This is a genomic window from Chryseobacterium sp. G0162 (assembly GCF_003815715.1).
Lineage (GTDB): Bacteria > Bacteroidota > Bacteroidia > Flavobacteriales > Weeksellaceae > Chryseobacterium.
In genome coordinates this window covers 5,048,652-5,060,062 of the sequence record NZ_CP033922.1, presented here as the reverse complement: position 1 = coordinate 5,060,062, position 11,411 = coordinate 5,048,652, and the positions used below count along the sequence as shown (strand labels likewise).

10 protein-coding genes are annotated in these 11,411 nt (G+C 34.1%); 5 read left to right on the top strand and 5 right to left on the bottom strand.

Annotation, left to right across the window (positions count from 1 at the left end):
* Positions 1-3 precede the first annotated feature (3 nt).
* Together EG344_RS22675 and EG344_RS22670 are read right to left on the bottom strand one after the other, a co-directional pair.
* A complete protein-coding gene (locus EG344_RS22675; RefSeq protein WP_123911554.1) occupies positions 4-570 on the bottom strand; it encodes a hypothetical protein in 567 nt (188 codons plus the stop codon).
* A gap of 105 nt (positions 571-675) precedes the next feature.
* Positions 676-1,749 (bottom strand): resolvase, encoded by a 1,074-nt coding sequence (locus tag EG344_RS22670; RefSeq protein ID WP_123911553.1) that lies wholly within the window; start codon positions 1,747-1,749, stop codon positions 676-678.
* Positions 1,750-1,898: 149 nt separating this feature from the next.
* Here EG344_RS22670 and EG344_RS22665 point away from each other — a divergent pair, with 149 nt between their 5' ends.
* Entirely contained in the window at positions 1,899-2,459 is a 561-nt protein-coding gene (locus EG344_RS22665) for a hypothetical protein (RefSeq protein ID WP_123911552.1), read from the top strand.
* A gap of 159 nt (positions 2,460-2,618) precedes the next feature.
* Here EG344_RS22665 and infC read toward each other — a convergent pair whose 3' ends face one another.
* Together infC and thrS are read right to left on the bottom strand one after the other, a co-directional pair.
* The gene (infC, locus tag EG344_RS22660; RefSeq protein ID WP_027372223.1) at positions 2,619-3,119 is read right to left on the bottom strand and encodes a translation initiation factor IF-3; all 501 of its coding nucleotides are present in this window, start codon (positions 3,117-3,119) and stop codon (positions 2,619-2,621) included.
* Between the two features lie 151 nt (positions 3,120-3,270).
* Positions 3,271-5,190 (bottom strand): threonine--tRNA ligase, encoded by a 1,920-nt coding sequence (gene thrS / locus EG344_RS22655; RefSeq protein WP_123911551.1) that lies wholly within the window; start codon positions 5,188-5,190, stop codon positions 3,271-3,273.
* Between the two features lie 92 nt (positions 5,191-5,282).
* Between thrS and EG344_RS22650 the strand changes: the two genes are divergently transcribed.
* From EG344_RS22650 to EG344_RS22640, 3 genes are all read left to right on the top strand, one after another.
* On the top strand, positions 5,283-6,470 hold the full coding sequence (locus EG344_RS22650) for a DUF4932 domain-containing protein (RefSeq protein ID WP_123911550.1): 1,188 nt from the start codon (positions 5,283-5,285) through the stop codon (positions 6,468-6,470).
* Positions 6,471-6,492: 22 nt separating this feature from the next.
* On the top strand, positions 6,493-7,467 hold the full coding sequence (locus tag EG344_RS22645) for a dipeptidase (RefSeq protein ID WP_123911549.1): 975 nt from the start codon (positions 6,493-6,495) through the stop codon (positions 7,465-7,467).
* A gap of 212 nt (positions 7,468-7,679) precedes the next feature.
* Positions 7,680-8,465: a T9SS type A sorting domain-containing protein gene (locus tag EG344_RS22640; protein WP_123911548.1), complete on the top strand. Its 786-nt coding sequence runs from the start codon at positions 7,680-7,682 to the stop codon at positions 8,463-8,465.
* A 67-nt stretch (positions 8,466-8,532) separates the two neighbouring features.
* Here the strand turns inward: EG344_RS22640 and EG344_RS22635 are convergent, their stop codons facing one another.
* On the bottom strand, positions 8,533-10,077 hold the full coding sequence (locus EG344_RS22635) for a hypothetical protein (RefSeq protein WP_123911547.1): 1,545 nt from the start codon (positions 10,075-10,077) through the stop codon (positions 8,533-8,535).
* 149 nt (positions 10,078-10,226) lie between these two features.
* Here EG344_RS22635 and EG344_RS22630 point away from each other — a divergent pair, with 149 nt between their 5' ends.
* Positions 10,227-11,390, top strand: a complete 1,164-nt coding sequence (locus tag EG344_RS22630; RefSeq protein ID WP_123911546.1) for a 2-isopropylmalate synthase — start codon at positions 10,227-10,229, stop codon at positions 11,388-11,390.
* Positions 11,391-11,411: the final 21 nt, after the last annotated feature.

The window sequence follows — 11,411 nt, the reverse complement described above, 5'->3', positions numbered from 1 at the left end:
TTTTTAGTCTTTGAATCTCAACGCAGCCTGAAATAGATTTTTCTTTCCCGTTACATCATATTCAGCGTTATACACAGGCTCATACATGAATAGATAAACTCTTCCATCAAAATCTTTTAAATTGACAGGCTGGTCTACCATGATGTCATAGAACCTGGTAATGGTACGCGTAGCGGTCCACTGTTTTAAGGTACCTTTAGGATTTTTATCAAATCTGTGATCTTTCACACTTGTATAGTACCAGTAGGATGGCGCGGAATCCATCAGAAACAGTTCTTTATCTTTGTTATACAGTTCCTCTGCCATACCTGTACTTTGAAACCACGGAACATCAGTATTAAATACCCCCAGCGCTCCTGCATAAACATCCTTATTAGTCGTAGCTCCTACTAAGAAACCTTCCAGATTGTTTGCTGTAAACTCCAATATAAAAGGCGATTTTTTTAGATCATAAACATCATTTACAGGTTCAATTACTTTTCCGTCTTGTTTAATAACTACTTTTAATGATTGAGCGAAAGTTATCAAACTAAGTAAACAGAAAAGAAATGTTAAACTTATTTTTTTCATGGTATTCTTTAATTAAGTGCTGCAAAGATATTAGACTTTACCTCGATAAACACTGGCTGATTTCAGGGGTTTTTAATTGTATTCTAAGTCCAAATGCACTTCCCTTTAAAGCAGATTTGCCTTCAACTGAATTTTTATATAAGCAGTCTTTTGCTTTTTACCATTAGCCGCTGCTGAATTGATAGGATAAACTTCTGCATAAAAGGTTTTATCATCTTTCCAGAAAGCTTTTGTATCATCAGCAATTTTGAATTTGGTAAAGTTTACATACAAAAGGTTTTCTTGATTATGGCTTTGGTCCATATAGGTCGTGATTTCAAAATTACTCCCGACATCATTATTTGAAGAGATAGAAGAAATCCATTTTTTACCAGGAAGAATCTGTGGATATCCACCTGTAAATAAAGCAAAATTAGCGGTTGATTTTACATCATAAAAAGAATAATACATATCTGTAGTCTCCACCGAGTTTTCTTTGAAAACTTCCAGATGCAGGGAAGGAGACTGTCCAATATATTCATTGGATAAATACCCGTCTTCTGTAGATATATTTTCATGCTGTGTAATCACAGTTTCTTTTGAATTTCCGGTAGATATCCAATCTTCACCTTTTAATTTAATCTGAGGATTTTTCACCAAAACTTCATTAATTCTATTTTTAGATGCTGTTGCAAATTCCTGTTCAGAAACTTCTGTAATGGTACCATACTTACTGAATGACTTATTTTTAAAATCCTGAGATCCTTTCCATGTGCTGCTTCTGATCTCATAAAGGTCCACACCTTGTAAAGTCATATCAAATGAGGCCATGAATTCTGACTTTAGAACAAAAGCTTCTATGCTGTTCGAAATATTATTATTAATACTGTAGTGAATAGAGTAGAAGTCATCAAACTCTTCAAATCCGTAGTAATTATCTAGCTTATTGTATACTATTTTCAGACGGGCAGCATCTTTATTGGGAGATACAAAAAACTGTATAGAATCTAACTTAGTAAATAGTTGAAAAGGTACTTCCTGTATATTATCTACTCCTTTTATTTTTTTGAAATCAGCAAATGTTATGATTTTCTGTGTGATTTCAGTTCCAGCCTTGTTGGTTTCTGGTGTCTTATTCTGTGGATTACATCCCATCAGAACAACGGTAGAGGTGATAAAGACTTGATATAAAGGTTTCATTTTTATATTTTTTTGACAAATGTATCGGTATTCAAACCGGCTGCCAACAAAACCTCTGAATATGGGCAAAAAATGGCTGAAAACAGGGATTTATCGAATGCTATATTTTGGACAATTTTGCAAAAGACAAAACTAAGTATTGATAGGAGATGAAAAACGTAATAACCAGCTTTTCAGTAGCAGTCGCTTTGCTAGCTTCCTGTTCACCTGCTACAGAAAAAAAGGCAGATAGTACAGGCGTTATGGCTATAAAACCAAATACAATTGCTAAGCTTACTCCTGAAAAGAATACGATTTCACAAGTAGAAGTGCCGGTGGATTTTTCAACATTGGTTCCTATAGATATATTGGATATCAAAAGTAAAGATGTATATGAAAAATATGGTATAGAGTTCTCGGGAAATTGTTATTCTTGTGATTTAGCAAGCTTATCCGTAACCAGGAATAAAATAGTATGGACCAATGTCTGTGATGAAAAGGATGCCTTTGAGGTGAGTAATTTTAACATCTCCAGCGAAGGAAACAAAACTATTTTGAAAACACCGGACAGAACCTATATTTTAACTCAGATCGAAAAAGCACCCGTTTATGAGCTGGTTGTAGAAGGTCAGAAACTCGAATTAAATAATAAACGAGTAGCGAAATATTTTACAACAAAAAAAGCGCTTCCTCTTTTTAAAGAGCATGACTGTGGTGATTTTGAAGGATAAAAACTAATACTAGCCTATAGAAAGAGGGGAATATTAAATGAATACAAGTGATGTCTAAATACCCTCTTTCTATTTTCTGATGAAACGATATCATGAAAATTTGAATAAAAAAAAACCTCAAAGTAATTTGAGGTTTTTATATGTAAAATAATGATTGAATTATTTTGCTGGTTTTTTAGGACTCATCATCATAATCATTCTCTTTCCTTCAAGCTTAGGAAGTTGATCTACTTTACCCACGTGCTCTAGTTCCTGAGCCAGTTTTAAAAGCAAGATTTCTCCCTGATCCTTAAAGATGATCGAACGTCCTTTAAAAAATACGTAGGTCTTCAATTTAGAACCTTCTTCAAGGAATTTCTCAGCATGCTTCTTCTTGAATTCGTAATCATGGTCATCAGTCTGAGGTCCGAAACGGATCTCTTTTACAACCACTTTTACTTGCTTAGCTTTAAGTTCCTTCTGTTTTTTCTTTTGCTCATATAAGAATTTTTTATATTCCAATACTCTTGCAATAAAAGGTTCTGCCTTGTCAGAAATTACTACTAAATCCAATTCCTGTTCCGCAGCAATCTGTCTTGCTTTGTCAATTGGATAAATTCCCGGCTCTACGTTATCGCCCACCAAACGAAGCTCTCTCACACGAATTTTATCGTTGATCAAGTGTAAGTCCTCCTGTACAGGACGTCTTTGTGGGCCCCTGTTGTTAAATCTTTGTGCTATTGTATTATAATTTTATTGGTTAACTACTTATTTATTTGATTAAAGTATTGAGAGCGTTGTTGTTACCTCTCAATACTTTAATTTTGTTTTTTTAAACTGCTGCTTCTTTTTTGAAGTAAGCTGCGAAATCTTCCAGATTCATGACTCCAAGATCTCCTTCACCACGTCTTCTTACAGAAATCGTACCTTCTTTCTCTTCATTTTCTCCTACTACAAGCATGAAAGGAATCTTCTTTAATTCAGCATCACGGATTTTTTTACCCGTTTTCTCGTTTCTGTCATCAATCTGACCGCTAATATCGTGATTTTCCAAAAATTGTGAAACTTTTTTTGCATAATCTACATACTTTTCACTAATTGGAAGAATGATAAACTGATCAGGGCTTAACCATAATGGGAAATCCCCGGCAGTATTCTCCAATAAGATTGCGATAAAACGCTCCATAGATCCAAAAGGCGCTCTGTGGATCATTACCGGTCTGTGCTTCTCATTATCATTTCCGATATAGTGAAGATCAAATCTTTCCGGTAAGTTATAATCTACCTGAATAGTTCCAAGCTGCCATTTTCTTCCTAATGCATCTTTCACCATGAAGTCAAGCTTAGGGCCATAGAATGCAGCTTCACCGTATTCAACAACTGTTTTTAAACCTTTCTTCTGAGCAGCATTGATAATCGCATTCTCTGCTTTTTCCCAGTTCTCATCAGACCCGATATATTTTTCTTTGTTATCTGGATCTCTTAAAGAAACCTGAGTTACAAAATCTTCAAATCCTAGAGATTTGAAAACATAAAGCGTCAAATCAATTACTTTTTCAAATTCTTCAGAAAGCTGATCCGGAGTACAGAATAAGTGAGCATCATCCTGAGTAAATCCACGAACTCTGGTTAATCCGTGAAGCTCTCCACTTTGTTCATATCTATATACAGTACCGAATTCCGCATATCTTTTTGGAAGATCTCTGTAGCTCCATTGTGATGTCTTATAGATTTCACAGTGGTGCGGACAGTTCATAGGCTTCAATAAGAATTCTTCTCCTTCATTCGGAGTTTTGATCGGCTGGAAGCTGTCAGCTCCATATTTATCCCAGTGTCCGGAAGTTACATACAATTCTTTAGCTCCAATATGTGGAGACATTACGAATTCATATCCCCCTTTTTTCTGAGCATCACTAAGGAAATTTTCTAATTTTCTTCTTAAAGCAGTTCCTTTTGGTAACCATAATGGAAGACCGGCACCTACTTTTTCAGAGAACGCGAAAATACCTAGCTCTTTACCAAGCTTTCTGTGATCTCTTCTTTTAGCTTCCTCTAATCTTTCAAGATATTCAGTAAGTTCTTTCTGTTTAGGGAAAGAAATACCATACACTCTTGTTAACTGAGGGTTGTTTTCATTTCCTCTCCAATACGCTCCTGCAGCATTTAAAATCTTAACAGCTTTTACGATTCCTGTGTTTGGAATATGCCCTCCACGACATAAATCTGTGAAGTTATCATGCGTTACAAAAGTAATTTCTCCATCATTCAGATTAGAGATCAATTCTACTTTGTAAGGATTGTCTGCATAGGTCTTTAAAGCTTCTTCTTTAGAAACCGGATATAAAGAGAACGTTGATCCTTTCTTTGCATTTTCAAGAACCTTCTTTTCAATCTTTTCAAAATCTTTTTCAGATAAACTTTCATCCCCGAAATCCACATCATAGTAGAATCCGTTTTCGATTGCCGGACCAATAGTTAGCTTAGCATTAGGATAAAATTCAAGGATAGCCTGCGCCAAAAGGTGGGCAGAAGAATGCCAGAAAGCTTTCTTTCCAAGATCATCATTCCAGGTCAAAAGCTGTACCGTAGAATCCGTGGTTATAGGTGTGGTGATTTCTACTTGTTTGTCATTAACAATTGCGGAAATGGTATTTCTAGCCAATCCCTCGCTTATAGATTTTGCCACATCTAGGGGAGTAACTGCTCCCTCGAATTCTTTGACACTATTGTCTGGAAGTGTAATTTTTATCATTGTTTACTAAAAAATTTTAAGATGCAAAAATACGCATTTTTTACATAAAATACTATATTCGTACCTATTTAGAATGATAATTAATATTAACTATGAAAAAGGCACTGTTTATTTTAGTTTCACTGAGTTCCACATTTTGTTTTTCACAGAAAAAAACATCTAAATTTTCTGTTAATTACAATAAAAATGTTGAGACCTATTTTCTTGCAGAAATTCTTTCAGCAGAACACCGAAAAAATAATAAAGATTTTGAACTTTATAAGATAAAAGAATGTTCTGTTTATCAGCCGATTGTAGACAGTGCGTTGAAAAGATATAAATATTTGAAAGATTCAGATATTGCAATTGCAACAGCAAAAATTAATGATATTCTAATAGAAAAATACGGTTCTGGAAATGATGTTTTGATGAAACCGTTAATATACCACAAAGAATTTCCAGCCACAGAATGGATCAATGATTATCAGTTTCATAACAATAACTTAACGGAGGAACAGAACAAAGAAGCGACTCAATTAATTAAAAATTATCTTTCCGAGCTTTCGAAATTTTATACAAAAGAACATATTGGACAGTTTTTTATTGAAAACAAAGCTTTCTATAAAGGAGGAGAAAATGAGTACAATAAACATATTCCTGAGGGGTTTACCAATGCTATGGAGCAATTTTATGGTGAAAGTTTTGATTCATATACTATTCTGATTTCTCCGATGATGATGTGGCCTATAGAAGATCATGAAGGAAGAGGTATCGGAACAAATGTGATTTCAAAATCCGGTAAAACAGATATTTATGAAATTGCAAGTCCGTTTGTAAGAGTTGAAAAACAAGGACAGTTCGGATATGATAACCAATTCCAGGCAAGGTTTCTAAGTGTTCATGAATTTGGGCATTCCTTTGTTAATAAAGAAGTATATCCCCATAAAGATAAACTTGAAAAATTCAAGGATTTATTTGAAAAATCAAATTTAAAGGAGGTTATGATTAAAACCGGAGGGTATGGAGATTACCAAACCTGTGTTGCTGAACATTTAGTCAGACTTGGTGAAATTCAGACTGCAAAAATCCAGAAAGATTTTGAAAGAGCTAAAAAACTTGAAGACTACCATTTGAAAAACAATTTTATCTTCCTTCCCTTATTAGAGCAAAAAGTAAAAGAATATAATTCCAACAGGAAAAAATACAAGAAATTCGGGGACTTTGTTCCTCAATTGTTAGAGGTTTTTGAAAATACAAATATTGAATTTATCAATAATGCATTAGATCAAAACAAGAAATAAAAACGATAAATTGCCTGCTACTATGAATACAATAAACATTGATCTACACTGTGACCTGCTGTACTATTTACTAAGGTCAGATTCAACAATTGACGATAAAGAAATAGGATGCTCGTTGCCTTATCTACAGGAAGGGAATGTAAAACTTCAGGTGATGGCTATTTATGCAGGAACCGGTGAGGGAAGTACAACTTACGGGCTGCAACAAAGCCAAATATTTTCGGATCTCATTAAAAATGAAAACTTTTTCCTGTTTGAAAATGAAAATTACATGAATCCCGAGAATGAAAATCGGGTAGGTGTTATAGCTTCCATTGAAAATGGCTCTGCTTTTTGTGATGAAAACCAAAGCCTGGAATCCGGATTTAAAAATCTTGAAACCATCATTGAAAATACTCAAAAAGTGCTTTATATCGGAATTACCCATCATTTAGAAAATCGTTTTGGAGGTGGAAATAATGTGACTGTGGGGTTAAAGGAAGATGGCAAAGTGTTAATTGATTATATTGCAGACCGAAGAATTGCTATAGATTTGGCTCACACAAGTGATCAACTGGCTTACGATATTTTTACTTATATCGATCAGAAAAATTATTCAATTCCTATTCTGGCAAGTCATTCCAATTATCGAACAATTTATAAGAACAATAGAAACCTTCCGGATGAATTAGCAAAAGAGGTTATTAACAGAAAAGGACTTATCGGATTAAACTTCATCAAAGATTATGTAGATCTTGAAAATCCAGAAAGGATTTATGATCACATCCAATACGGGCTTGATCTGGGTGGAGAAAACAATATTGCCTATGGAGCGGATTACTTTTACTGGAAAGATCATCCAGATACTTCACGTCATCCGTTTTTCTTTGAAGAACATTCCAATGCATCAGTTTATCCATCTATCAATGAAGAAATTGAAAAAAAATTCTCTGCTGAACTTGTTGAAAAGATCAGTCATAAGAACGTCTTAAACTTTATTGAGGGTATTTATAAGTAAGCAACGGGTTCAAATATCAGGTTGGGGTATGTACTTATATCTGATATTTATTGTAGTTTTGCATCCGATTTAACAAAAGTGTTTTAGCGGAACTTTCTTCAATAAATAATTTTAAGAAGAAAATAAGTTAGAAACCCTCACTCTTTTATTTTTTATAAAAACAATAACCATCTTCTCAGTGGGTGTGAAGATCTTGAAAGACAAATTATAGCATGAAAAAAATTATGTTATCTGCAGCTATCATGGCCTGCAGCTTTATGTTCGCTCAACAAATCACTTTAGAACATACATTTCCAATTAGTGAAAATGTAGATGTTTTTCCAAATGGTAATGATATTATTTTTGTGGCTAAAGGAAATGGGAATACAATCAATATCTATAATTCATCATACGTATTAGTAAAAACAGTAAATGTACCTATACCGAGTGGATATATATTTGAATTCTACCCAAGTTCTGACACCAATTTTCAGGTTACAAAACATATTTTCAATAATGATGATAAATTAGAATTTGTAGTAAGTGCTAAAATTCTAACAAATCAGCAGCCATCCAGAAAACTTTATATTGTAAATGAAGATGGAACTATTATTAAAGATTTTACCACTAATCCAAACACTTCATGGACAGGTGATTTTAATATATTCCACAATAATGCTTCAAATACAAATAAAATAATTATTACAAATGTTGATAATAATGATAATTTATTTCGTGAAGTATATACACTGCCAAGCACAACCCTTTCAGTAAATGAGATCCAATCTAAAGGGAAGCAGCTTTCTGCATTTCCGATACCGGCAAATAAAGTTCTGAATATCATCAATCCTTCTAACGGAAGTAGCACTGTTACGATCTATGACATGACAGGAAAACAGGTAATAAATAAGTCTTTTGGTTCTATGGATCATCAGGTTTCTGTGAATGTAGAAAGCCTTCCAAAAGGTAGTTACTTTTATAAAATTGGTGAAGCAAGCTCTAAATTCATCAAAAACTAATATAATCTTCGGCAGGCTCAAAGAGCCTGCCGAAGATTTTTATAACTAATTTGCACATTAATCTATATTAGCTTTTTCTTTTGTACCTTACTTTTCTTTTGATAATCTCAATGACATCCACATTTTGAACCTTAGATTGGATCCAACCATGAATGTCAATATAAAATAAAGACCTTCTGTAATATTCATTTTCTGAGAATTCTTCAAGCTTTTTATCAAACATTTCAAATGCTTTTTGCCTCTGATCCGGAAGCTGATTATTTACATTTTTAAAAAACTGAATGCTTTCAAAGTGAAATTCTTCCGGCTTTTTCATCTTTCTGGCAAACTTTAAAGTAGAGGCGATAAACTCATCATAGTCTTCATCATTTCCGGATTCATATTTGGACATTAAAATCAGTATCCTTGTATGAAAGAGTAGATCTTCCTGTACATTTCCCTTAGATTCTATTACCCGCATAGAGTATTCAATGGCTTTTTTGTACATCTTACTTCCAAAAAACATGGCGGCCATTTTAAGATAAAGAATCATAAAGTGGTGTTCATCAATTCGTTCCCGAAGCTTTTCCATTTTCAACTCAATTTCCGGGATAAGTTTTGTTCCTGTGAAAAATTCACCTTTTACAAAGTGAATATTCATCAATGTATTGTAATGGGTAAGGAAAATAAGCGACTGAAGGTTCTCATTCTGAGAAAAATTTTCAGCATTCACTCTTATATTAAATTCCTTAAAATTCTCTTCCAGAATATCAATATTTCCATACAGGAACAGGATTTTCAACAAATATGTATTTCCTTTAATATACCAAACCGGATGACTGAAAATCATTTCCGGATTTTTATGAAATAGGTCTACCCATTGATAGGCATATTTCAGGGTGTATTTATAATCCTGAAGCAACTGGTTTTTCCAGACATGGGCCTTAAAATACCATAGTTTTTCAGTAAAATTCAGCTTATCAAATCTTATGTTTTTAATTTGAGCATTGAAAACTTCCAAAACTTCTTCACGGTCTGCATCATTTTTTACATACCCGTGAGTTAGCATTTCACTGTATAACTTCAATGAAAGGTTGGATAATTTTGTGGTATATCGGTTTTGTTTACTTAATTCCTGGGATTGTCTAATCAGCTCTTCGGCACGTCCTTCAATACTTCGGGTAATAAATTGAGATTCAATTACTTTTTCCAGATCTATTACCTCGGAAGCAATGCTCTTTTCATCTAATTCCAGAGCAGACTGCTTTGTTTTGTCCAGTATTTTTAAAGCTTGTTTGTAAAGCCCTTTTTGGTATAAAATATTAGCAAAATCCAATTGTTCCCGAAGCTGGATTCTGTAATTCTGATGACTCGGGTTCATCCGTAAGCTTATCAGAATTTGTTTGTAAAGGTGGGCTTTAAGATTAGAAAGCTGCTGCTTGGTAGATATTTTTTTTTCAATAATGATGCTTTCATCATATTCCTTCATTTTATCCATTTCGGAAAAAAGGAGTAAAAATTTGGCATCTACATTAATTCCGAGACGGTTAACATACAGTTTAAACTGTCGTTTTTCGGAAGTGGTCAATGACTTTACCAGTACGAACAAGAAATCTTTCTGCAATTCTGCCATTGTAAATTTTTAAAATTTAAATAATTAAATATCAATGATATACGCTTAATTCTTCAACAGTTGAATATTGTAATTTTCTGGAAAAATGAAAATGAAAAAATATAGCAAGCTGTAGTTTTGAGCCAAAATTAAGTAAAAAACTTTTATTTATGAACTCTGAAAAAATTGAAATTTTTGATACCACGTTGCGCGATGGAGAACAGGTTCCTGGATGTAAATTGAATACAAAACAGAAACTGATTATTGCTGAAAAGCTTGATGAACTGGGAGTTGATATCATTGAAGCAGGATTCCCGATTTCCAGCCCAGGAGATTTTGAATCGGTTTCTGAAATTTCAAAACTCGTAAGAAATGCAAAAGTTTGCGGATTGACAAGAGCCAACAAAAAAGACATTGATACGGCTGCCGAAGCTTTGATATATGCGAAAAAACCTAGAATACATACAGGGATTGGGACTTCTGATTCACATATCAAATATAAGTTCAACTCAACAAGAGAAAATATTATAGAAAGGGCTGCTGAAGCCGTAAGGTATGCCAAAAACTATGTAGAAGATGTAGAATTTTATGCAGAAGATGCAGGAAGGACAGATAATGCTTATCTCGCACAGGTTTGCGAAGCGGTAATTAAAGCTGGAGCTACTGTACTTAATATTCCTGATACTACAGGGTACTGTTTACCTGAAGAATACGGACAGAAAATTAAATACCTGCGAGAAAATGTAAAAGGAATTGAAAAAGCGGTGTTATCATGCCATTGTCACAATGATTTAGGGTTAGCAACAGCCAATTCTATTTCCGGAGCGATCAATGGAGCCCGTCAGATCGAATGTACCATCAACGGATTGGGTGAAAGAGCTGGTAATACGGCATTAGAAGAAGTCGTCATGATTCTGAAGCAACATAAACATTTAAATCTGCATACCAATGTCAATTCTATAATGCTGAATGAGATGAGTACTATGGTTTCTGACCTGATGGGAATGTCTGTACAGCCGAATAAGGCGATTGTTGGGGCTAATGCCTTTGCTCACAGTTCAGGAATTCATCAGGATGGTGTCATTAAAAATAGAGAAACGTATGAAATCATTGATCCTGCTGAAGTAGGGGTAAATGCTTCTTCCATCATTCTTACCGCCAGAAGCGGGCGGTCAGCATTAGCTTACCGTTTTAAACACATTGGTCATGATGTCACCAAAGATGAATTGGATTATCTGTACCAGGAATTCCTAAAAATAGCAGACCTTAAGAAGGAGATAGGCAATGAAGACCTGGCATTGATCATGGAAACATGCAGCAGAAAAATAGGATAGGGTTTGATTTAATTCAAGATA

Bases quoted from the DNA above. Each gene is read 5' to 3' on its own strand.
- EG344_RS22675 (WP_123911554.1), bottom strand. From the start codon at position 570: ATGAAAAAAATAAGTTTAACATTTCTTTTCTGTTTACTTAGTTTGATA.
- EG344_RS22670 (WP_123911553.1), bottom strand. From the start codon at position 1,749: ATGAAACCTTTATATCAAGTCTTTATCACCTCTACCGTTGTTCTGATG.
- EG344_RS22665 (WP_123911552.1), top strand. From the start codon at position 1,899: ATGAAAAACGTAATAACCAGCTTTTCAGTAGCAGTCGCTTTGCTAGCT.
- thrS (WP_123911551.1), bottom strand. From the start codon at position 5,190: ATGATAAAAATTACACTTCCAGACAATAGTGTCAAAGAATTCGAGGGA.
- EG344_RS22650 (WP_123911550.1), top strand. From the start codon at position 5,283: ATGAAAAAGGCACTGTTTATTTTAGTTTCACTGAGTTCCACATTTTGT.
- EG344_RS22645 (WP_123911549.1), top strand. From the start codon at position 6,493: ATGAATACAATAAACATTGATCTACACTGTGACCTGCTGTACTATTTA.
- EG344_RS22640 (WP_123911548.1), top strand. From the start codon at position 7,680: ATGAAAAAAATTATGTTATCTGCAGCTATCATGGCCTGCAGCTTTATG.
- EG344_RS22635 (WP_123911547.1), bottom strand. From the start codon at position 10,077: ATGGCAGAATTGCAGAAAGATTTCTTGTTCGTACTGGTAAAGTCATTG.
- EG344_RS22630 (WP_123911546.1), top strand. From the start codon at position 10,227: ATGAACTCTGAAAAAATTGAAATTTTTGATACCACGTTGCGCGATGGA.